This is a genomic window from Rhodobacter maris (genome assembly GCF_900217815.1).
In the GTDB taxonomy this organism is placed as follows: domain Bacteria; phylum Pseudomonadota; class Alphaproteobacteria; order Rhodobacterales; family Rhodobacteraceae; genus Rhodobacter; species Rhodobacter maris.
In genome coordinates this window covers 89517-111512 of the sequence record NZ_OBMT01000002.1, presented here as the reverse complement: position 1 = coordinate 111512, position 21996 = coordinate 89517, and the positions used below count along the sequence as shown (strand labels likewise).

The 21996-nt window shown below is 66.9% G+C and carries 21 protein-coding genes and 1 tRNA gene; 7 read left to right on the top strand and 15 right to left on the bottom strand.

Going from position 1 to position 21996, the window contains the following annotated elements; all coding sequences use genetic code 11:
- Positions 1-3 precede the first annotated feature (3 nt).
- The 7 genes from CRO22_RS04770 to CRO22_RS04740 all read right to left on the bottom strand — a co-directional run bounded on the left by CRO22_RS04770 (position 4) and on the right by CRO22_RS04740 (position 6385).
- Positions 4-657: a DedA family protein gene (locus CRO22_RS04770; protein WP_097068986.1), complete on the bottom strand. Its 654-nt coding sequence runs from the start codon at positions 655-657 to the stop codon at positions 4-6.
- Positions 654-1019 carry a hypothetical protein gene (locus tag CRO22_RS04765; protein ID WP_097068985.1) on the bottom strand — a complete coding sequence of 122 codons (366 nt, stop codon included), beginning with the start codon at positions 1017-1019 and terminating at the stop codon, positions 654-656. The genes CRO22_RS04770 and CRO22_RS04765 overlap by 4 nt, the downstream gene beginning before the upstream one ends.
- A complete protein-coding gene (locus CRO22_RS04760; protein ID WP_097068984.1) occupies positions 1016-2197 on the bottom strand; it encodes a vWA domain-containing protein in 1182 nt (393 codons plus the stop codon). Before CRO22_RS04760 ends, CRO22_RS04765 begins: the two co-directional genes overlap by 4 nt.
- A gap of 45 nt (positions 2198-2242) precedes the next feature.
- Positions 2243-3643, bottom strand: a complete 1401-nt coding sequence (locus CRO22_RS04755; protein ID WP_245860884.1) for a DUF2927 domain-containing protein — start codon at positions 3641-3643, stop codon at positions 2243-2245.
- A gap of 542 nt (positions 3644-4185) precedes the next feature.
- Positions 4186-5157, bottom strand: coding sequence for a methyltetrahydrofolate cobalamin methyltransferase (locus CRO22_RS04750; protein ID WP_097068983.1), 972 nt, complete (start codon positions 5155-5157; stop codon positions 4186-4188).
- Between the two features lie 2 nt (positions 5158-5159).
- Positions 5160-6065, bottom strand: a complete 906-nt coding sequence (locus tag CRO22_RS04745; RefSeq protein ID WP_097068982.1) for a methylenetetrahydrofolate reductase — start codon at positions 6063-6065, stop codon at positions 5160-5162.
- A gap of 11 nt (positions 6066-6076) precedes the next feature.
- Positions 6077-6385 (bottom strand): virulence factor, encoded by a 309-nt coding sequence (locus tag CRO22_RS04740; protein ID WP_097068981.1) that lies wholly within the window; start codon positions 6383-6385, stop codon positions 6077-6079.
- 448 nt (positions 6386-6833) lie between these two features.
- On the opposite strand from CRO22_RS04740, the gene CRO22_RS04730 reads away from it, so the two are divergent.
- From CRO22_RS04730 to CRO22_RS04720, 3 genes are all read left to right on the top strand, one after another.
- Positions 6834-7964, top strand: coding sequence for a Ppx/GppA phosphatase family protein (locus CRO22_RS04730; protein ID WP_097068979.1), 1131 nt, complete (start codon positions 6834-6836; stop codon positions 7962-7964).
- The gene (locus CRO22_RS04725) at positions 7961-8716 is read left to right on the top strand and encodes an RlmE family RNA methyltransferase (protein ID WP_097068978.1); all 756 of its coding nucleotides are present in this window, start codon (positions 7961-7963) and stop codon (positions 8714-8716) included. Before CRO22_RS04730 ends, CRO22_RS04725 begins: the two co-directional genes overlap by 4 nt.
- Before the next feature lie 76 nt (positions 8717-8792).
- Positions 8793-9776, top strand: coding sequence for a GAF domain-containing protein (locus CRO22_RS04720; RefSeq protein ID WP_097068977.1), 984 nt, complete (start codon positions 8793-8795; stop codon positions 9774-9776).
- 24 nt (positions 9777-9800) lie between these two features.
- On the opposite strand, the gene CRO22_RS04715 is transcribed toward CRO22_RS04720, so the two are convergent.
- From CRO22_RS04715 to CRO22_RS04680, 8 genes are all read right to left on the bottom strand, one after another.
- Complete coding sequence (locus CRO22_RS04715) at positions 9801-10877, bottom strand: 2'-deoxycytidine 5'-triphosphate deaminase (protein ID WP_097068976.1); 1077 nt, start codon at positions 10875-10877, stop codon at positions 9801-9803.
- 72 nt (positions 10878-10949) lie between these two features.
- A tRNA-Pro gene (locus tag CRO22_RS04710) sits at positions 10950-11027 on the bottom strand.
- 90 nt (positions 11028-11117) lie between these two features.
- On the bottom strand, positions 11118-14333 hold the full coding sequence (locus CRO22_RS19130) for a MerR family transcriptional regulator (RefSeq protein ID WP_097068975.1): 3216 nt from the start codon (positions 14331-14333) through the stop codon (positions 11118-11120).
- A gap of 58 nt (positions 14334-14391) precedes the next feature.
- Positions 14392-14694 carry an integration host factor subunit alpha gene (gene ihfA, locus CRO22_RS04700; protein WP_097068974.1) on the bottom strand — a complete coding sequence of 101 codons (303 nt, stop codon included), beginning with the start codon at positions 14692-14694 and terminating at the stop codon, positions 14392-14394.
- 128 nt (positions 14695-14822) lie between these two features.
- Positions 14823-15797 (bottom strand): beta-ketoacyl-ACP synthase III, encoded by a 975-nt coding sequence (locus tag CRO22_RS04695; protein ID WP_097068973.1) that lies wholly within the window; start codon positions 15795-15797, stop codon positions 14823-14825.
- Complete coding sequence (gene plsX / locus CRO22_RS04690; protein WP_097068972.1) at positions 15794-17005, bottom strand: phosphate acyltransferase PlsX; 1212 nt, start codon at positions 17003-17005, stop codon at positions 15794-15796. Before plsX ends, CRO22_RS04695 begins: the two co-directional genes overlap by 4 nt.
- A gap of 14 nt (positions 17006-17019) precedes the next feature.
- Positions 17020-17226 (bottom strand): 50S ribosomal protein L32, encoded by a 207-nt coding sequence (gene rpmF / locus CRO22_RS04685; protein WP_076483356.1) that lies wholly within the window; start codon positions 17224-17226, stop codon positions 17020-17022.
- Between the two features lie 186 nt (positions 17227-17412).
- Positions 17413-18012 (bottom strand): YceD family protein, encoded by a 600-nt coding sequence (locus CRO22_RS04680; protein ID WP_097069205.1) that lies wholly within the window; start codon positions 18010-18012, stop codon positions 17413-17415.
- A 154-nt stretch (positions 18013-18166) separates the two neighbouring features.
- On the opposite strand from CRO22_RS04680, the gene CRO22_RS04675 reads away from it, so the two are divergent.
- The 4 genes from CRO22_RS04675 (at position 18167) to CRO22_RS04660 (ending at position 21877) form a co-directional block, all read left to right on the top strand.
- Positions 18167-18643 (top strand): outer membrane protein assembly factor BamE, encoded by a 477-nt coding sequence (locus CRO22_RS04675; RefSeq protein WP_097068971.1) that lies wholly within the window; start codon positions 18167-18169, stop codon positions 18641-18643.
- A 134-nt stretch (positions 18644-18777) separates the two neighbouring features.
- Positions 18778-19551, top strand: a complete 774-nt coding sequence (locus CRO22_RS04670; RefSeq protein WP_097068970.1) for a GNAT family N-acetyltransferase — start codon at positions 18778-18780, stop codon at positions 19549-19551.
- A 197-nt stretch (positions 19552-19748) separates the two neighbouring features.
- Positions 19749-21566 (top strand): ABC-F family ATP-binding cassette domain-containing protein, encoded by a 1818-nt coding sequence (locus CRO22_RS04665; RefSeq protein ID WP_097068969.1) that lies wholly within the window; start codon positions 19749-19751, stop codon positions 21564-21566.
- A gap of 59 nt (positions 21567-21625) precedes the next feature.
- Positions 21626-21877: a DUF333 domain-containing protein gene (locus CRO22_RS04660; protein ID WP_097068968.1), complete on the top strand. Its 252-nt coding sequence runs from the start codon at positions 21626-21628 to the stop codon at positions 21875-21877.
- The last annotated feature ends 119 nt before the right edge of the window (positions 21878-21996 follow it).

Genomic DNA, 21996 nt, shown 5'->3' with positions numbered 1-21996 from the left:
GGATCAATCCCCAAGTGGGGCGAGCTCTTCGGGTTCTGGCGTCATTTCTTCGGATTCGGGCGGCTCGGGCCGGCGCAGGGCGCGCAGCAGCCAGAGCCCGAGCCCGATGGCGACGGCGCCCGCGGCAAGCAGGCCAAGCGTATTGCCCGCCAGATCGGCCGCGGCGTCGAGATTGCGCCCGAACACCATGCCAAGCCCGACATAGCCCAGCACCCAGACCACTTCGCCCGCGATGTCGGCGAGCGTGAAGCGGCGGTGGCTGTAGCCCGAGGCCCCGGCGGCAAGGTTGACCCAGGGCCCGAGCGCCGCAAAGAGCCAGCGCGAGAGAAACACCGCAAGCGCGCCGTGCTGGGCGAGCTTGTCGAGCGCGGTGGCGATGAGCGCGGCCCGTTTCGTGCCGGGTTTGGGCAGCAGATGCCCGGCGCGACGGCCAAGGAAAAACCCCAGTTGATCGCCCGCGAGCGCACCGCCGAAAGCCGCACCGCCGACGGCGGGCAGCGAAAGATCGCCCGAGGCGACGAAAGCCCCGGCGGCGATCATCATCAAGGACGAGGGGACGGGGAGCGCAAGGCAGCTCAGGAAGGTGGTGAGCCCGACAAGCCAGGGCCCGTAAAGCGGCAGCGCTTCGAGCAAGGCGTCGAGCAGCGCGCCGTTCATGGACGCGGATCCGGATGGGTGATGTTGGGGAGTCCCACGGCGAGCCGGTCGATCAGGTCTTCGAGCGGCACGTCGAGTGCGCGGGCGATGCGCTCAAGCGTGGGCGGGCCGCTCCCCACCAACTCCGGCCCGTTTTCGATGCCGAGCACAGCATCGACCTCCTCGACCTTCAGCCGCCAGCTCCGCGCGATATAGCCCGGCGTCATCCAGCCCTCGGGCGCCTGCCGGTGATGCTCCGGGTTCGCCCAGTAGATCGTGCGCAGGACGATCCGCCCGCCAAAGAAGGCCGCAAGGCTTGCCGCGAGAAGAAAGGCGATGAGCGGTCCCCGCTGCTCGCGCCAGAGCCGGCGCAACGCGTTCATCCGAGCACCTTCATCGCGGCGGTGATGCCTTCGAGCGTGAGCGGGAACATCCGCCCCGCGAAGATCTCGCTGACCATGCCGATCGACATCGTATAGGACCAGTGGCGCTCGGGCACCGGGTTGAGCCAGACATGGTCGGGCCATTGCTCTTGTGCGCGCGAAAGCCAGAGCGCGCCGGGTTCGGGGTTCCAATGCTCGTTCGCGCCGCCGACATGGCTGATCTCATAGGGCGACATCGCGGCATCGCCCACAAAGATGCATTTGTAATCGGGGCCATAGCGGTGCAGCACCTCCCAGGTGGGGGTCACCTCGCCCCAGCGGCGGCGATTGTCGCGCCAGACCCCCTCATAGAGGCAATTGTGGAAGTAATAATGCTCCAGATGCTTGAACTCGGCGCGCGCGGCCGAGAAAAGCTCGTCTACGAGCGCAATATGGTCATCCATCGAGCCGCCGACATCGAGAAAGAGCACGACCTTGACCGCATTGTGCCGCTCGGGCCGGGTCTTCACGTCTATATAGCCCGCCTCGGCGGAGGCGCGGATCGTACCGGGAAGGTCCAGTTCCTCCTGCGCCCCGTGCCGCGCCCAGTGCCGGAGCCGTTTGAGCGCTACCTTGATGTTGCGGGTGCCGAGCTCGACCGTATCGTCGAAATCGCGAAACTCGCGCTTGTCCCAAACCTTTACCGCACGGCGGTGGCGGCTTTCCTCCTGACCGATCCGCACGCCCTCAGGGTTGTAGCCATAGGCGCCGAAGGGGGAGGTGCCTGCCGTGCCGATCCATTTGTTGCCGCCCTGATGGCGGCCCTGCTGTTCCCGGAGCCGCTCGCGCAGCGTCTCCATCAGCTTCTCGAAGCCGCCCAGAGCCTCGATCTGCGCCTTTTCTTCCGCGCTCAGATGCTTCTCGGCGAGCTTGCGCAGCCAGTCTTCGGGAAGCTGCAGGGCGTCCAGCACCGCCTCCTGCGGAATGGTTTCCAACCCCTTGAAACTTTCAGAAAAGGCGCGGTCAAACCGGTCGAGGTGGCGCTCATCCTTCACCATCGCCGCGCGGGCGAAGTAGTAAAACCCGTCGAGGTCATAGGTGCAAAGCCCGGCTGCCAGCCCTTCGAGAAAGCCCAGATACTCGCGCGGGCTCACCGGCACGCCGGAGGCCCGCAGCTTTTCGAAAAACGGCAGAAACATCACATCCCCCGTGCCCCTTGCCAGCGCGGGGCACGCCCGGCCGGATCAGCCGCGCCCGGCCTGGGCGCGTGCCGCCACTTCGGCGGCCCGCGCCCGCGCCGCAGCATCGGAGCCAAAACCGTAGCCTGCCCATTGCCCGGAGTCGAGCCGCGCCTGCCGCGCCTGAACCCCCTCCCCAAGCGCCTCATAGGCTTCGGCGCGGATCAGATGAAGCGTCGCCACCAGCGCCGCATTCTCGCCCTCAAGCGCCGGAGCAAGCGCCCGGTCGGCCAGCGCTATCGCTTCCTGCGCGTGCCCCGAAGAGAGCGCTAAAGCGGCAAGCTGCATGTCGACATGGGCAGATTGGATGCCCGCACCGGGCGTGCTGCGGTAGATGGCGCCAGCCGTGGCAAAGGCATGCAACGCGGTTTCGGGGTCGCTTTGCACCGTCAGGCGGCCAAGCGCATACCAGCCGAAGGCGGCGCGGGTATCGTGCCAGCCCTGCGCGGTGGCAAGCTGGATTGCCGTTTGCGCCGCGGCGCGCCGGGCGCGGGTGCTACCGGGGCCAATCGCCCGGTTGACGGCGTTGACATAAGCACGCGGCGTCGGGTCTTCGCGCAGGCCCCGCACTGCACCACCGGCGGGATTGAGGCGCGCAAAAACGGCGGGCAAACGTGCCTGAACCTCGGGGGCACTCAGGCCGGACTGAAGCTCGGGCGCATAGGTCGCGCGCAGCTGCATCATGTCATATCGCGTCAGCACGCTCTGGAAGTTGTCGTCATTCCAGACCGAGTCCGGTAGCCGGTAGAGGTCATTGAGGGGGCCGAGCGCCTGGCTCGTTTCCTCGTGGAGGCAGTCGCGCAGCTCCTGTGGCGTCGCCTCGACAGGAATGAACACAGTGGCGGCGGTGCGTTGCTTCACCTGCGCCCAGTCGCCCGCGGGGGTGCGGCGTTGCGCGCGATAGTCGCTCCAGTTCGTGGCATTCGGCACGACGAAACAGGCGGCACCGGGCGCTTCGCGGCGCATCTTGCGGCGCGGCACGAATTCGATGCGGATATGGTTGCTGGCCGAAGCCCCGACCGAGATCGGAAGGCCCGCCTCGCGGCGCAGCCGCGCCACCAGCCGGACGAGTTCGGGTTCGGCCGCGGGTGGGGCGCCGGGCGCGAGCGCCACCGTCACCGGCCCTTCAAATCGCGAAAACTGGCCGAACCGGCGCCCCGATTCGAGCGAGAAGCTCAACTCCATGAAATCGCGCGCAAGCTCGCTGTTGGAGGGCAGCACGGCGGCGCGGGGCACGGGGGCGGCGCGCGGGGAGCCCGGGAAGATTTCGCTCAGCGGCAGGTCGAGCGCCGCGGTGGCGGCGCGGGCGGTCGGCGCCTCGAAAGCAGGCGGCGGCGCCGCGCAGCCCGCCAAGACGGCGAGCCCGGCGAGCGCCGAAATCCGGGTGAGCGGAGAGACCTTCCCCAAGGCGGCTCGGTGGCGCGGCGGCATGGCGGCGGGGGCTTTGGCCGCTCTGATCGTTTCATAAGGCGGCATGATCTTCGAACGCATGGCAGCGCGATTCCGGTTTGTTCAGGGGTCCGCCAGTGAGCGGGCCTTGGCTTCGACCCGCAATCATTTGAGTTTCAATGGGATTTTAATAAGGCGCTGCTGCGGGATATGCCCCGCCGCGGCCCGTCAGCCGCCTTGTTCTCGCCATGTTTGCCCGCGCGCGAGGCGATTGTTGCGCAGGGTGGAACAGAGCGGTTCCAGCCTGGCTGAGCTGCGGCGGCGGTTCTCGATTTGGAATTTCTGCGTTTCGTTTGAGGAAACGGCATATCTGTCCCCCGCGTCGCGAAGGGGCATCTGCCGGTTCCGCGCCACGCTGCGGGCCAGGGATGCGCTCCGCCCTGGCCCGCAGGCGCGCATCAATCGGGACCGCGCGGCAGGATTGTGGGGGGATCAGAAACAGACGCCCCGGCCGGAGCCGGGGCGCGTCAGGCTTGATTCGATGCGCGCGGAGGGTCGCCTCAGCGGGCGCGGCGGCGCCCCCGGCCGGTCGAGGCGGCCGCTGCGGCCGAGGCTTCGGCAAAGCTCGCGCCTTCCTTCATCGCTTCGAGCACTTTCGCGAGCTTGATCCAGTCCGCCGAATTCGCGTCGTGGTCCATCAACAGGTTGGCGGCGCGGATCGCCTCCATCTCCTGACTGCGCACCGGGTTCATGATGGCGCTCGTCATCCCCGCACCGATCGCCATCGGCAGGAAGGCGGCGTTGACACCATGGCGGTTCGGCAGGCCGAAGGAGATGTTCGAAGCGCCGCAGGTGGTGTTGACGCCCAGCTCGCTGCGCAGGCGCTGCACCAGCGTGAACACCTGTCGTCCCGCCGAAGGCATCGCGCCGACCGGCATCACCAGCGGGTCAACGACAATGTCATGCGCGGGAATGCCGAAATCGGCGGCCCGTTCGACGATCTTTTTCGCCACCGCAAAGCGGACCTCCGGGTCTTCCGAGATCCCGGTGTCATCGTTCGAGATCGCCACCACGGGGACATTGTATTTTTTCACCAGCGGCAGCACGCGCTCAAGTCGTTCTTCCTCGCCGGTGACGGAGTTCAGAAGCGGGCGGCCCTCGCAGGCCGCGAGCCCGGCCTCAAGCGCGGCGGGCACGGAGCTGTCGATGCAGAGGGGGACATCGGTGATCGCCTGCACGCGGGCGATCAGATCGCGCATCAAGGGCGGTTCAACAAAGTTGTTGTCGGCATAACGCGGATCTTCGGCCATCTTGTTGGAGAAGACGGCGCCCGAGTTGATGTCAAGCACGGTGGCACCGCAGGCCACCTGCTCAAGCGCATCCTTCTCGACAGTGGTGAAATCGCCCGCCTCCAGCTCGGCGGCCAGTTTTTTCCGGCCGGTCGGGTTGATGCGCTCGCCGATCACGCAGAAGGGCTCGTCGAAGCCGATCACCACGGTCTTCGTCTTGCTCTCGAGAATGGTGCGGGTCATGGTCAGCCTTTCATCTGTTCCGCGATCCAGGTCGCGTTGGTCTTGATACCGCCGAGCGGAAAGAAATGCACGGCCTCGATCCCGAATTCGGGATGAGCGGCCTTGTGCTTGGCGAGATCCTTGAGAAGCTCGGTAGGCTCGATCGGCGCAAGGAGCTTCGTCACATCCTTGGCGCGTTTTTGCAGCACCTTCAGGCTCGGCCCGACGCCACAGGAGATCGCGAATTTCAAAAGCGTCTGCAGCTTGCCGGGGCCCGCGATGCCAATATGGACGGGCATCTTGATCCCTTCCGCGGCGAGCCGGTCCACCCAGGCGATCATCGGCCCCGCCTCGAAGGCGAATTGCGTGACGATGGCGCAGTCGGCATCGGTCGTGTCGGCGAATTTCTGTTTCAGCTTGAGGGCTTCCATGACGATCTTGTCGCCGCCGCTCACGTCGATGTCGCGGTTGCCCTCCGGGTGACCGGCAAAGTGGATGCGCTCGAAGCCCGCGAAGGCGCCGCTTTCAAGGAGCTGCATCGAATTGTCGAGGCTGCCGAGCGGGGTTTTCGGCCCGCCGCCCAGAAGCAGCGCCTGTTTCACACCTGCCTCGCCCTTGTAGCGCGCCACCCATTCGCGCAGCTCGAGCGCATCGCGCATGATCCGCGCGGGGAAATGCGGCATCGGCTCGAAGCCGTCCTCGCGCAGTCGCTTGACGGTGGCCACCATTTCCTCGATCGGCGTGCCCTCGATATGGGCCACGTAAACCCGCGTACCTTCGGGCAGAAGGGCGCGGAAATCCTCGATCTTGGCCGCCGTGCGGGGCATCACCTCGATCGAGAAGCCGTCGAGAAAGGCGGGCAGCACGCCATTGGTGGGCGGGGTTTGCGAGCTGGAAACGGCCTCGCGGCGGAAGTTCAGAAGCGCCATGTCTCTCTCCGTCAGCTGGGCTGGGGCTCCCAGCCGTCATTGGCAATCAGCCGGGCGAGCGCCGCGGCATCGTAGTCGGAGAGAACCCGCGCCAGCTCGGCTTCGGCGGCCTCATTGTCCGAGCCGTCGCGGGTGCCAATCACCACCTTGCGCCACTCGGCAAGGTAAGCGTCGCTGTCCTTCGCGCCGATCTTCATCGCGCAGCGGTCGATCGCCTGTTCGAACCGTTCGGGGAGCGGCTTTTTCACCCCCCTGCGGCCCGAGCCTGCAATGATCTGCGCGGGAATGTCGCGCCAGAAGACGATGGTGATCTCGGCCATTCGTGATTCCCTCTTGTCTCAGCAATACGGGCGAAAGCGACGCCACCGGAGACGGATTTCGACATGTTTCGCGGGGTTGGCGACACCGCCCGTTTTCTTCGCGCAGTTGGCACCGGACATGCAAATTCGAAGTGTGCATGAAGATGATGAAGACGGCTCAAATGCCGCCCGGTCACGTGGGGCGGCGGATGCCTCCGGCGGGAAAATTTGGGCCAGGCCGAAAAGAAGAACGAGATCGCAGGCCGGCCCTTTCATCTTGCCTTAAATATCCCGGGGGAGCGGGGGCGGAGCCCCCGCCCGGGTCGCTTCGCCTGGGGCGAAGCGAAATTCGGTGCCCGGGCCGAGCATTCTGGCAATGTGATCGAGGTCACCAAATCGTCATCAGGCGCTTGAACCGGCGCCGCCCGCGCGCTACCTAGGGGGTAACTTGAAATCGGAGGGCGTGACGATGGCGCCCAGGCGTCCTCGGGCTGCGGGCGCGATCCCGAAACCGGTCGAACGCGCCGCACCCACCCCCGCCGAGCCGGGCGAGCTTTATGCTGCGCTCGATCTCGGCACCAACAGTTGCCGGATGCTGATCGCCCGACCGAAGGGCGATCAGTTCCAGGTTGTGGACAGCTTTTCGAAGGCTGTCCAGCTCGGCCAGGGGTTGGAAGCCTCGGGTCGGCTTTCCCGGTCATCCATGGCGCGCACCGTGCAGGCGTTGCAGATCTGCCGCCGCAAGATCGAAACGCATGGCGTGCGCCGGATGCGGCTTGTCGCGACCGAGGCCTACCGCCGCGCTGGCAATGCGCGCGATTTCATCCGCTACGTGCGCCGCGAGACCGGCTTGCCGCTCGAGATTATTCCGCCCGAGGAAGAGGCGCGGCTCGCGGTGATTTCCTGCGCCTCGCTCGTCAATCCGGGCACCGAGCAGCTGCTTGTTGTCGATATCGGCGGCGGCTCGACCGAACTTGTCTGGATCGACATTTCCTATGTGCCGCCGGGCGACCGGCCGCGTGCGATCATGCGGCTTTCGGGCGGCTTCTCACAACCCGAAAGCGAGATCCCTTCGGCCCGGGTGGTGGACTGGATCTCGGTGCCGCTCGGCGTTGCCACGCTGAAAGACCAGTTTGGCGATGTCGAGGACGATGCGGCACGTTTTGCGCTGATGTCGTGGTTCTTCGAGGAAAAGCTTGCCGATTTCAGCCCTTATGCCTCCGGCACGCCGCAGGAGGGGTTTCAGGTGATCGGCACTTCGGGCACGGTCACCACCGTGGCCGCCTGCCACCTTGGCCTCAAGCGCTATGACCGCAACCGGGTCGACGGGCTCACCATGACCTCGGGGGAGATCGATGCCGTGATCCGCTCGTTTCTGACCCTCGGCCCGGAGGGACGGCGCGCCGATCCGCGCATCGGGCGGGACCGGCATACGCTGATCATGTCGGGTGCGGCGATCTTGCAGGCGCTGATGCGGGTCTGGCCGACCGACCGGATGTCGGTTGCCGACCGCGGCCTGCGCGAGGGGCTGCTTTATGCGCAGATGGCCGAAGATGGCGTGCTCGAAGAGATGAAGCCGATCGTAGGAGAGATCGAATGACCAAGACCCCGACCGGCAAAAACACCTCCGGGCGCGGGCAGCGCGACCTGCGGGTGCGGGTGAAAACGGCGAAGGGGCGCAAACTCTCTTCGACGCTCTGGCTTGAGCGGCAATTGAACGACCCTTACGTGATCCGCGCGAAAAAAGAGGGCTACCGCGGCCGCGCCGCCTACAAGATCCTGGAACTCGACGAGAAATTCCATTTCCTCGTGAACGGGGCGCGGGTCGTCGACCTTGGTTGCGCGCCCGGCGGCTGGTGCCAGGTGGCGGTGAAGCGGGTCAATGCGCTTGGCGAGAAGTCGGGCAAGAAAATCGGCACCGTGCTCGGCGTCGATTTGCAGGAGATCGCGCCGATTGCCGGGGCTGACCTGCATCAGCTGGATTTTCTGGAAGATGGTGCGGACGAAAAGGTGAAGGGCTGGCTCGGGGGCCGGGCCGATGTGGTGATGTCGGATATGGCCGCGGCGGCCTCGGGCAACCAGCAGGTGGACCATTTGCGCATCATCACTTTGTGCGAGCATGCCGCCTATTTTGCCTTTGATGTGCTCGAAGAGGGCGGCACTTTTGTGGCCAAAGTGCTCGCGGGCGGCGCCGAACAGGGGCTGATGGGGGTTCTTAAGAAGAATTTCGAGAAGGTGGTGAATGTCAAGCCGCCCTCGTCGCGCAAGGACAGCTCCGAGAAATTCGTGGTCGCCCAAGGGTTTCGGGGCAAACGGCACGAAGAGGGGCTGCAGGCGCCTGACGCAGAGTAAACTGCGACCCTTGCGCGCAGCCGATTTCGCCCTATCCTGAGCGCTTCGACGCAGCGTGAAGAGGGGAGGCTTTTCGATGCGCCACAGGGAGAGTGCGCCCGCAAGCCGTAACCATGCCGAGATCGTGCAATCTGTCGTCACCTCGGCCAAGGCCGCGGGGCGGGCGGGGTTTGCCGCCTCGTGGCGGCGCTCGATGATCCATCACAAGCTTGATCCGGGGCAGGGGCAGGGCGCGCATCGGCTGACCGAGCGCGAGATCGAGGCGCGCCGCGAGGCGGCAGGGCTCTTGTTGCGCGTTGCCGCCCCCGTGCTTGACCGGCTCGCCCGCGCCGCCTGCGAGGCGGGCTGCGCGGTCTTTCTCTCCGATGCCGAGGGGCTCGTGCTTGACGAGCGGCTGCGCGAGGGGGACCGGCGCGCCTTTCACGGCTCGAACCTTGCCCCGGGCTCGGATTGGTCCGAGGGCTCGGAGGGCACGAATGGCATCGGCACCTGCCTCGCCGAGGGCCGCGCCGTCACGGTTTGGCGCGACCAGCATTTTCGCGCCACCAATACCGGGCTGACCTGCATGGGGGCGCCGGTGTTTGGCGCCGAGGGGGAGTTGGCGGGCGTGATCGATGTCTCCTCCGCCCGCGCCGACATGACCGAGGGCTATGCGCGGCTTGTGGCGCTCACCGTGCAGGATGCGGCGAGCCGGATCGAGGCGGATCTGTTCCGGGCCGCGTTTGCCGGGGCGCGGATCCTCTCGGCGGGCGGCACCGAGGAGAGCCCGCAGGGCGTGATGCTGCTCGCGCTCGACCGCGACGATCTGGTGATTGGCGCCACGCGCGCGGCGCGGCGCCAGCTTGGCCTTGAGCCGCGCCAGATTGGCCGGGTGCCGGCCAATGATCTTTTCGGGGAGCGGGCAGCCCCCGCGCAGGGGGCGCTGGCCGAGGCGCAGCGGGCCGAGATGGCGCGCGCGCTTGCGCGTTCGGGCGGGAATGTATCTGCCGCGGCGCGCGATCTGGGGATTGGCCGCGCCACCTTTTACCGCAAAGCAAAGGCGCTCGGGCTGGGTGTGTGACCCTTTGCGCGGCGCCGCGCGGGCTCAGCCGTTGCGGAAATGCTTGGCGAGCTTGAGCCCCTGGCCCTGATAATTCGAGGCGATCCCGGTGCCGTAAAGCCGCTCCGGCCGCTCGGCCATACGCTCATAGACAAGCCGCCCGACCACCTGCCCGTGTTCGAGCACGAAGGGCGCCTCGTGGCAGCGAACTTCAAGCACGCCTTTGGAGCCCTCTCCTCCGGCGGCGCCATGGCCGAAACCGGGGTCGAAAAAGCCCGCGTAATGCACCCGGAACTCGCCCACCATCGCAAGGTAAGGCGCCATCTCGGCAGCAAAATCGGGCGGGATCACCACCGCCTCGCGGCTCACGAGAATATAGAAGGCGCCGGGGTCGAGGATGATCCGCCCGTCGCGGGTGCGGATCTCCTCCCAAAAATCGGAGGCCGGATAATGTGCGATCCGATCAAGGTCGATCACGCCGGTATGGGGCTTGGCGCGGTAGCCGACAAGATCGCCCGTCTCCGGGCGCAGATCCACCGAGAAGCCGAGCCCGTGGTCGATCACCGCCTCGCCACTCACCAGGGGTTCAGCGGCATGCAGGAGCTTCAGCTCCGGGTCAGAAAGCGCAGCATCTCCGGCGCGAAACCGGATCTGGTTGAGCCGCATGCCGGGCCGCACCAGCACCGAAAACGAGCGCGGGCAGATCTCGGCGTAAAGCGGGCCCGCATAGCCCTCAGGGATGCGGTCAAATTCGGTGCCGCCATCGGTGATGACGCGGGTGAGCAGATCGAGCCGCCCGGTCGAGCTTTTTGCATTCGAGACGGCGGTGAGGCCCGCGGGCAGCGCGAGCCGCTCCATCAGCGGCACGAGATACACGCAGCCCTTTTCGAGCACCGCGCCCTCGGTGAGGTCCATCCGGTGCATTTCGAACGCGGCAAGCTTTGCTTCCACCCGTTCGTTGGGGCCCGCAAGGAAGGAGGCGCGGATGCGGTAGGCCACCGGCCCAAGCCGCAGATCGAGGCTTGCGGGCTGCACCTGCGCATCGATCACGGGGGCAGAGGCGGCGATCTCACCCCGAAGGATCATCGCACGCAATGCGCTGTCGGGAAGAACGCCCTGCATCGTCAAAGCCCCGTGTAAATCAGGTGTCGGATATGCGAACGCCCACCCCCGAAGGAGTGGGCGTTGTTCGGATGGTCGGGCCGGTGAGATTCGAACTCACGACCTTCCGCCCCCCAGACGGACGCGCTAACCAGGCTGCGCCACGGCCCGACGAGGGGCATATAGAGGCATTGCGCCTCCGGGCGCAAGCGGCAAAACGCATCTTTTTGCGCCAAGTTGGTGCGAGCGATGCGGGCCATATCAGCGCCGTGCGGGCGGTGGGCGCGGCGGCTGGGCCAGCCGTGCCTGAAGCGCCATGAGCCGGTCATGCGAGGAGAGAAGCCGCATCCGTTCGATCGGCGAAAGCGCGACCGGGGCAAAGAGCGCAAGCCCTTCCTTGAGCGCGCCGAGCGGGTTCACGCTCGGATCGATCTGCCCGGCCACGGGGAGTTCCTGGCTGAGCGGCGCGGCGCCGCTCAGAATGAGGCTCACCATCCGCTCGAGCGGATCGAGCGCGGGCGGCGCGGCGCGGGGCGCCGCGAGCTCGGGCCAGTCTTCCGGCCCTGGCTCCGGCTCTGCGTCGGGGATCTCGGGGCCCGGATCGTCGGGTTCTGGCGCCTCCGGAACAGGTTCTTCGGGAACAGGTTCTTCCGGAAGAGGTTGTTCCGGCACTGGCTCTTCGTGTCCGGGCCACTCGGGTTCAGCGGGCTCTACCTGTTCCGGCCATTCCTGCGGTGCTTCCGGGGGCGGAAGGTCCGGCACCGGTTGCGGCAAGATTTCAGGTTCCTGCGGGATTTCAGGTTCCGGCGCGGGCAGGGGCTCGGGCGTGGGGGCCGGCTCCGGTTCCGGTTCGGGCAGGGCCATCAACTCAAACAGCGAGGGCTGGTACCATTCCTGCACCGCGGCAACCGGCGGGGTCGTGGCCTCGGGGGGCGGTGCGGATTTGCGGCGCGGCCCGCGCGGGGCGATGAAGGAGTAGGCGCTGTCCTCGACCAAGAGCGGCGGCGTGGGGTCCGGCTCGGGCTCTGCTTCCGGCTCAGGTTCGGGAACCGCTTCGGGTTCCGCCCCGATGGTCTGCGCTGCGACCGCCTGCTCTGTCGGGGTGACGGGGGCGGGGTCTGCTTCGATCTCCGCGACCGGCAAAGCCTCCGTGTCCGTCGCCGCGGGGAGGAGCGGCTCGGGCGTTTCCAGTGCGGGGGGCGCGGTGCGACGGAACACCAGCTCCGGCGCGGGAGCTTCTTCCGGGCGATCGAAGGTCGTGGGGCGGTGCCGGGCAAAAACGAGCGCGGCAATGTCGCCCCGCTCGGGCTCCGCCTCCGGTTCGGGCTGCGCTTCCGGTTCGGGCTGCGCCTCCGGTTCGGGCTCTGCTTCCGGTTCGGGCTCTGCTTCCGGTTCGGGCTCCGCTTCCGGTTCGGGCTGCGCCTCCGGCTCGGGTTGCGCCTCCGGCTCGGGCTGCGCCTCCGGCTCGGGCTGCGCCTCCGGCTCGGGCTGCGCTTCCGGTTCGGGCTCCACTTCCGGTTCGGGCTGCGCCTCCGGTTCGGGCTGCGCCTCCGGTTCGGGCTGCGCCTCCGGTTCGGGCTCTGCTTCCGGTTCGAGCTGCGCCTCCGGTTCGGGCTGCGCTTCCGGTTCAGGCTCCGCTTCCGGTTCGGGCTCCACTTCCGATTCGGGCTCTGCTTCCGGTTCGGGCTGCGCCTCCGGTTCGGGCTGCGCCTCCGGTTCGGGCTCTGCTTCCGGTTCGGGCTCTGCTTCCGGTTCGGGCTCTGCTTCCGGTTCGGGCTCTGCTTCCGGTTCGGGCTCTGCTTCCGGTTCGGGCTGCGCTTCCGGTTCGGGCTGCGCTTCCGGTTCGGGCTGCGCTTCCGGTTCGGGCTGCGCTTCCGGTTCGGGCTCCGCCTCCGGTTCGGGCTGCGCTTCCGGTTCGGGCTCCACTTCCGGTTCGGGCTGCGCCTCCGGTTCGGGCTGCGCTTCCGGTTCGGGCTGCGCTTCCGGTTCTGGCTCCGCCTCCGGCTCGGGCTCTGCTTCCGGTTCGGGCTCTGCTTCCGGCTCGGGCTGCGCCTCCGGTTCGGGTTCCGCCTCCGGCTTGCGTCCGAAAACCAGATCAAAGGCCGTATCGATAATTTCCTCGTCCGCCTCAAAGGCGGGTCCGGTCTCAGCGCCGGTCTCTGTACCTGTCGTCTGGAGCGGCCCCGCAAGGGCCGCGGTGTCAAGCTGTGCAACGGTCTCTTCGGCCGTCTCGCTTGCGGGCGCCGCCTCCGGGCCGAGGCTTGCGTCCAAAAGCGCTTCCGCTACGGCTTCGGCGACGATTTCCGAAAGTGCCGCCTCGAAGCCAAACGGATCGACTGGCAGATCCTCCGTGGCCGGCAGAATGAGGTCCGGCCGGGTTTCCTCGGGCGGCGCATCGTCGCCAGCAGGCGTGGCCGATAGCTCGGGTTCTGCCGAAGGCTCGGGTTCTGGCGGGGCAGCAGGCTCCTTGGCACCTATGGCCTCGGCGTCCTCGGCGGGGGGCGCGGGGACAGACAGCGCCGCCTTGGCCGCCGCGGCGGCACGGATTGCATCGGCGGCGGCGCGCAGGCGTTTGATCTCGGCGCGGACGGCCTCGGCCTCGGTGCGCGCCAGCTCAAGCGCGGCTTGCGCCGCGGCGATCGAGCGCGCCTCGACCGGCCCGGAGGCGATCTGATGGAAGTCGGATTGTGCCGCGGGCGGGGCAGGGGACGCGTCTTCGCAGAGGGCGGGGGCTGCAGGTTCCGGCGCGACAAGTTCCGGCGCGGCAGGTTCCGGCGCGACGGGCGCAGATTCGTCCGATGCGATTTCCTCCGGCCCGGGTCCGGGAGGCGGAAGACCTCCGGCTGTGTCGGGGAGGGCAGATGTTTCGACGATGGTCAATTCATCCGGAACCGGGGGAGGCTCTTCCGGCTCCGGTGCAGCGACATCCGTCGCCACGGATTCAGGGCTTTCGGCAATGAGTTCTGAAGCCCCGAAAGTTTCGGAAATCTCAGAAACAGCTTCCGCAGCCTGTGCTGCCCCCTCTTCCGGTTGCAGGTCCGGGGGCTGCATCTCTTTTGTTTCGGGGTCTTCGTGGTCAGCGGATGCGGGGGCGACGAGAGGGTGAACCACATGCGCGGTGATTGCCTCTGTACCGGTCTCGGTAGGGCTCTCGATCACAGGCTCGGGACCGGGTTCCGGGGCGAGCGCGACAGGCGCTTCAAGCACCTCCCGGCCGAGCGCCGTGATCGCCTTCACGCCTCGGGATTTGAGCGCGGCCTGTGCGTCCTTGATCGCCAGACCCTCGAGCTGCAGCAACGCCTTGATCCCGGCGATCAGCGCGACATCGGCGGGGCGGTAATAACGCCGCCCGCCAGCGCGTTTGACGGGCTTGATCTGTGCAAACCGTGTTTCCCAGAACCGCAGGACATGCGTGGGCGTGTCCAGCAGTTCGGAAACTTCGCTGATCGTGCGGAAGGCCTCGGCGGATTTCGTCATCGGCCGCGTTGATCCCTTTCTGGGCGGCCCGGGGGCCGAGCGCCGTGATGGCGCGCTGTCAGTGTGCGTTGCCCTCGGCGACGCGGTCCTTCATCAGATGCGAGGGCCGGAACGACAGCACCCGGCGAGGTGAAATGGGCACTTCCTCGCCGGTTTTCGGGTTGCGGCCCATGCGCGAAGCCTTGTCACGCACCGAAAAGGTGCCGAAGGACGAGATCTTCACCGTCTCACCGCGCACCAGCGCATCAGACATATGTTGCAGCACGCTTTCGACAAGCTGTGCAGATTCGTTGCGGCTCAGACCCACTTCGCGGAACACCGCTTCGCTCAGGTCCATTCTGGTCAGCGTCTTCTCCGACATCGCGATCCCCCCGGAGTGATTTGAGCCACGATGCGGGCAAGATTTTCCCGAGTCAATATCAATGGCTTGCACGCCGAGGTTGAGACGGTGTTTTTCACGCACCTGCGACATTCGCGCAAAGGCCGGGGTCACCAGCGCAGCGTGACCGCACCCCAGGCCAGGCCGCCGCCGATTGCCTCTGTCACCAGAAGATCGCCGGTCTTGATCTGACCGCGCGTGCGCGCGACGGAAAGCGCGAGCGGGATCGAGGCGGCGGAGGTGTTGCCATGATCCTGAACCGTCACCACCACGCGCTCCATCGGCACGCCCATGCGTTCGGCGGTGGCGGTGATGATCCGCAGATTCGCCTGATGCGGCACGATCCAGTCGACATCCGCGCCGGAGAGGCCGATCTTGGCGAGCGCCGCATGGGCGCTGTCGGAGAGTTTGGAAACCGCATGGCGGAACACCGCATTGCCCTGCATGCGCAGATGGCCCGCAAGGCCCGTGGTGGAGACCCCGCCATCGACATAAAGAAGCTCGCGATGCCGCCCGTCGGAATGCAGGTCGACCGAGAGGATGCCCCGGTCATGCGTGGTGCCGGTGCCGGTGGCGGCTTCGAGCACCAGCGCCCCCGCCCCATCGCCAAACAGCACGCAAGTGCCACGGTCATCCCAGTCCATGATCCGCGAAAACGTCTCGGCGCCGATCACCAGCACCCGCTCGGCCTGGCCCGAGAGGATCATCCCGTTGGCATTCGCCAGTGCGAAGATGAACCCGGCGCAGACCGCCTGCACGTCATAGGCGAAGCCCTGCGTCGAGCCGAGGCCCGCCTGCACCATAGTCGCGACCGAGGGGAAGGTGAAATCGGGCGTCGAGGTGGCGACGATGATCGCGTCGATATCCCCGGGTTTCATGTCGGCGTCGATCAGCGCCGCTTTTGCCGCGGCAATGGCGAGTTGCGAGGTGGTTTCGCCCTCGGCGGCGATATGGCGCCGCTCGATCCCGGTGCGGGAGCGAATCCATTCGTCACTGGTATCGAGCCGACCTTCGAATTCGGCATTCTCCATCACCCGCGCGGGCAGATAATGCCCAACGCCCCGGACCACGGCTCTTGTCGTCATTTCTGGGTCTCGTCTCCTGCCTCCACCGAGGCTGCATCCTGCCCGCTTGCTGACGCAAGGGCAAGACGTGCCGCGAGCCGGTCGATGAAACCGAGCCCCGCAAGCCGCGCAGCGAGCTCGATCGCAGCCGCCACCCCGGTCGCATCGGCGCCGCCATGGGATTTTACCACTGTGCCGTTCAGCCCGAGGAACACCCCGCCATTCGCCCGGCGCGGGTCGATCTTGGCCTTGAGCCGCTTCAGCGCGCCCATCGCGAGGATCGCGCCAAGCTTCGCGAGAATCCCCGAAGTGAAAGCCTCGCGCATCAACTCGCCCGCAAATTTCGCGGTGCCTTCGCCGGTTTTCAGCGCCACATTGCCGGTAAAGCCATCGGTGACGATCACATCGACGCGGGTGCCCGGAAGGTCATTGCCCTCGACAAAACCGACGAAGGCAAAATCGCCGTTCTGCGCCGCCTGCGTGATCAGCTCATGGGCAGCCTTCAGTTCGGCATTGCCCTTGTGCTCCTCCGTGCCAACGTTCAGAAGCCCGACGCGCGGCGTTTTCAGCCCCAGCGCATTGCGTGCATAAGCCGCGCCCATCACCGCATAGGTAAGCAGGTCGCGTGCATCGGCGCGCACATCAGCGCCCATGTCGAGCATGACATTGTAGCCCGACGGGTTCTTCGAGGGCCAGAACGAGGCAATCGCAGGGCGATCGACGCCCGGCATCTTGCGCAACCGCAGCATCGAGAGTGCCATCAGCGCGCCGGTATTGCCGCAGGACACGGCAACCAGCGCTTCCTTCTCGCGCACCGCTTCGATCGTCGACCACATCGAGGTCGCCTTGCCGGTGCGCATCACCGCGGAGGGCTTGTCATGCATCGTCACCACATCATCGGCATGGCGCAGGCTCACCCGGTCGGTCAGCTTGCGTGCGGCGATGAGCGGCACAAGTTCAGCCTCGCGGCCATGAATGATGAAATGCAGCGTCGGATTGCCGCGAGCGGCGAGGGCCACCCCGTCGAGCACTGCAGCCGGTCCGCGATCCCCGCCCATCGCATCGACCGAAATCACGAGGCGTTGGGCAGAAAGCGGGCCGTCGGAAGAAAAAGCGCCGGAAAGGTCCGGCGCCGGGGCCGCGGTTTTGCGGCCATTTTGCTGCTTGCTTGACGTCAGGTCACCCCGCGCATCGGCCGCGGTCCGCTCCAGAAAGGGCAGTCTGGCCATGGCGGGATCGCGGCTTACGCCGCGTCGTCGTCCAGGTCAACCTCGGCGGCTTGCGCCACCACTTCGCGGTCGTCATAGTGGCCGCAGGCGCCGCAGACATGGTGCGGACGCTTGAGTTCGCCGCAGTTCGGGCAGGCAGCCGGGTTGGCGGCGGTAAGGGCATCATGCGCGCGGCGCATGTTGCGGCGGGAGCGCGTGACTCGGTTCTGCGGGACAGCCATGTGTCTAACCTCGGTTTCCTGGGGCGCAAGGCCCTGATTTTCCTGGGGTTTCGTCACGGGCGCCGGAGGCGGACCGGGTGCGAACCCTTTACTCGAATGAGGCCGGGAACATACAGCGATTGCGCCCCGTTGCAAGCCCTTTTTGCGGCCTTTTTCGTCCCCCTTCCGCGGCGCGACGAAAAGCCCTCAGGCGCGGTCCGGATCCTCTCCGTCTGCGCTTCCGTCGCCGCGCTCCGTGCCGCTCATGAGCGTGCGCAGATTGGCGAAGGGGCGGGTCTCCTCCTCGCGGATCGGCGCGGCCCCGGGCGGGGTGGCCACGATCTCAAGTCCCTCCGCGCCCGGCGCATGCGGGTAAAGCGGCAACGCCAGCTCAAGCGCCTCAAGCGCGACAGCGCCAAGGTCGATCCGGTCGGGGAGGGGTTCGCTGTCGGTATCTTCGGGCATTTCCACCTCCTCGCCGGTCGGCTCTTCCATCGCGGCAAGGTAACGGCGGCGCACATCCTCGATGATCTCGGTCTCGACGGGCGCCAGGGTGACAACGCAGTCCTGCACCACGGTGGCGGTAAGCCGCGCCTCGAGAAGCCAGTCGTTCCGCCCGGCAGGCGTCAGCGCGCCCTTGAAATGAAAGGCGCGCAGCGCCGTGATGCCGGCCCAGCCGGCGATGTCCGCCAGCGTTTCGGAGGGCGGTGCGATCTCGAACCGGGTTGGCTTTCTCCCCGCCAGATCGGCCGGGCGCAGCGGCTGGGACAGCGGCGGCGCGGGGGGCGGGGGCGCAGTATCGGTCATCATTCTCTCCGGTCGCTGGCGGGGTCTCCGCGTCTCGGGCTTGAGGGCCGCGCAGAGCTGTTGTAAGCGGGATAGAAGGCACGTCCCGCCCTGACAAGAGGGTATCGGGCGCGGAAGACCTGATGCATGGACCTGATGCAGGGAGCGGACCAGGGTGAGCAGCACGACACGACAAGCGCGCCTGGCGCAGAAGATTGCCTTCGCTGCGGCGCTTGCGGGGCTTCTGGCGGCGGCGGGCTGCTCCGCGATCTATGAAAATCACGGCTATGTGCCGACAGAAGAGGATCTGGCGCAGGTCGCGGTTGGCAAGAGCACGCAGCAGGATGTCGCCTATGCGATCGGCCGCCCCTCCTCGATGGGGCTTCTGCAGGGGGCGGGCTGGTATTACGTCGGCTCGCGCTGGAAGCATTACGGCCCGCGGGCGCCCGAGGAGATCGAGCGCGAGGTCGTTGCCGTGAGCTTCGACGACAAGGGCGTGGTCGACAATGTCGAGCGCTTCGGGCTTGAGAAAGGCGAGGTGGTGGTTCTGTCGCGGCGAGTGACGAAATCCAACATCAAGGGCGTGAGCCTCGTCCGTGAACTGCTGTCTTCCTTCGGCCGGATCTCGCCGGCGCAGATGGTCAAGGATTGATCGGCAGATCCAGCGCGCCGCGGTGCCGCGTCGCAGGCCACTGTCTTTTCGCTGTCAAGCAATTGGCCTAAAGTCGCCGCGCGGCTCGATGCAGGGTTTCCGATGCAGGGACCGGGCCGTCCGGAGGTGCGCGCATGTTTACGCTGTCGAAATTCTCGCTGTCGCGGGGCCGCTATGCGGCACGATTCGCCGTCACCCCCGCAGATCTGCACGCGGCCCAGACGTTGCGCTGGCGCGCTTTCATGGCCAATCGGGGCCGGGCGGGGGGGGGAGAAGACGCGGTGGACGCCGACGCCTTTGACGCCGATTGCCGCCACGTGCTGGTGGAGGAGACGGGCTCGGGGCGGCTGGTGTGTTGCTTCAGGCTGATGGCGCTTGAGAGCGGGGCCGAGCTGTCGCGCAGCTATTCGGCGCAATTCTACGACCTCACGCCACTTGCCGCCTATCCGGGGCGGATGGTGGAGATGGGGCGGTTCTGCATCGACCCGGATTGCCGCGACCCGGATATTTTGCGCCTCGCCTGGGGGGCGGTAACGCGCTTTGTCGATGCCGAGGGGATCGAGATGCTGTTTGGCTGCTCGTCGTTTCTCTCCACCGATTTCGACAGCTACACCGATGCCTTTGCGCTTCTGGCCGAGCGCCATCTCGCGCCGCGGCGCTGGCGGGTGCGGGTGAAGGCGCCCAAAGTCATTCGCTATGCGCGCAAGCTTCTGGGCCGCAAGGGGGATCCGAAGCTTGCGATGTTGAAAATGCCGCCGCTTTTGCGCAGCTATCTCGGCATGGGCGGCTGGGTCAGCGACCATGCGGTGGTCGATGAGGATCTGGGCACGCTCCACGTGTTCACCGGGCTCGAGATCGGCGCGATCCCGCCCGCTCGCGCTCGCGCGCTGCGGCTCGTGGCCGGCTGACAAGGCCGGCTGACAAGGGTTTTGCGGGGCAGGGGGCGCTGCCCCTCTGGCTTGGGCCATTCACCCCCGGGAGAGTTGCCGCAAGATGAAAACCCCCTTCGACTTGGTGGGAATATCCCGGGGAAGTCTCCGCAGGAGACGGGGGCGGCGTCCCCATCCCCGTTGACCTTTGCGCGCGGCCCGGCTAGCGCAGGCACATGGCACGCGCACCCCTTCTTCAGCTCTCCTCGATCTCGCTCACCTTCGGCGGCACCCCCGTGTTCGACGGGCTCGACCTCACCGTGCAGGAGGGCGACCGGGTCGCCCTTGTCGGCCGCAACGGCTCGGGCAAATCCACGCTGATGAAAGTGATGGCGGGGCTTGTCGAGCCCGACCACGGCAGCCGTGTCGTGCCCACTGGCACCCGTGTCGGCTATATGGAACAGGAGCCGGATCTTTCGGCTTTCACCACCTTGGGCGATTTCGCGGCCTCCGGTCTTGCGGAGGCGGAGCGCTACCGCATCGAGATGGTGGCCGAGGGGCTGAAGTTCCGCCCCGAGGCGGAGGTCGCCACCGCTTCGGGGGGCGAGCGGCGCCGCGCCGCGCTGGCCAAGCTTCTGGCCGAGGCGCCGGAACTGATGCTGCTCGACGAGCCGACGAACCATCTCGACATCGAGGCGATCGGCTGGCTCGAAACCTATCTGCGCGACACCCGCACGGCTTATGTGCTGATCTCCCACGACCGCGCCTTCCTGCGCCATCTCACCCAAGCCGTGCTCTGGATCGACCGCGGCGAGGTGCGGCGGATGGAACGCGGTTTTGAATATTTTGAAGAGTGGCGCGAGGAAACCTGGGCCGCCGAAGATGACGCCCGCCACAAGCTCGACCGCAAGATCAAGGCGGAGGCGAAATGGGCGGTCGAGGGGATCTCGGCCCGCCGGAAACGCAACATGGGGCGGGTGCGCGCGCTGCAGGCGTTGCGCGCTGAACGCGCGGGCCAGATCCGCCGGCAGGGCACTGCGGCGATGGAGCTTGAGACTGGCGCGGCATCGGGCAAGCGCGTGATCGAGGCGAAGGGCGTCACGAAAAGCTTTGGCACGAAGCCGATCGTCAAGGATTTTGACCTGCGCGTGCTGCGCGGTGATCGCGTCGCCTTTGTCGGGCCGAATGGCGTGGGCAAGACCACGCTTTTGAAAATGCTGACGGGGGAGCTTGCCCCCGATGCGGGCACAGTCACCCATGGCACCAATCTGGAGATGGCGGTTTTCGATCAGGCCCGCGCCACGCTCGACCTCGAGATGACGCTCTGGGACGGGATGGTGAACGACCCCGAGATGCGCGTCTCGGGGCGCTCGGATCAGGTGATGGTGCGCGGCACGCCCAAACATGTGGTCGCCTATCTCAAGGATTTTCTGTTCGACGAGATGCAGGCGCGCGCGCCGATCGGCTCGCTTTCGGGGGGCGAGCGGGCGCGGCTCTTGCTTGCGCGGATCATGGCGAAGCCCTCGAACCTCCTTGTGCTCGATGAGCCGACCAACGATCTCGATGTCGAGACGCTCGACCTTCTGCAGGATATTCTGGGGGAGTATGACGGCACGGTGCTGCTGGTCAGCCACGACCGCGATTTCATCGACCGCGTCGCCTCCACCACGATCGCGATGGAGGGGGACGGGCGCGCCACCGTCTATGCCGGCGGCTGGAGCGATTATCAGGCGCAAAAGGCGCTCACGGCGCCTGCACCCGCTGCCGCTCCCGTCGCGGCGAAAAAGGCCACTGCCCCGGAGGCGCCGAAAGAGGCCGTGAAAAAGGCCGGTCTCACCTTCACCGAGAAGCACCGGCTCGAGGCGCTGCCGGGGATCATCGAAAAGCTCGAACGCGAGATCGGCAAGCTGCATGAGCTGCTCTCCGACCCCGATCTCTTCACCCGTGAGCCGGTGAAATTCGCCAAAGCCTCCGAGATGCTCGTCGCGCGCGAAGCAGCCCTCGTCGCGGCCGAGGAGGAGTGGCTCACGCTGGAGGAAAAGGCCGGGGTTTGACCCGCCCGGCCTTTTCAGGCTCGCGGGGCCATGCTAGCCTTCCCGCATCGGAGGTTGCCATGAAACGCTTGATCTTCCTCGCCATTCCCGCGGCCGTTTTGGCCGCTTGCGCGGCCGAACCGCCCGCTGAGCCAGTGTCCGTCGGCATGCCCAATCCGGCGGCGGCCTTCTGCATCGAGAAGGGCGGCGAGATCCTGCCCGGTGCCAACCCCGGAGAAGATGCGGTCTGCAAGCTTCGCGATGGCCGCAAGGTCGGCGAATGGGAATATTTCAACGAACACCATCGCCCCGAGCCCGCTCCGGCATCCTGACCGCGGCCGCGTGAACGGTGCAGACTTCTGACAACGGGGCGGCCATCCCCGTTGCAGCCGGGAAAGCGCTTGACACCTCGGCCCCCCTCGGAGATAAGGCGCGGACCCGGCGGCGAGTC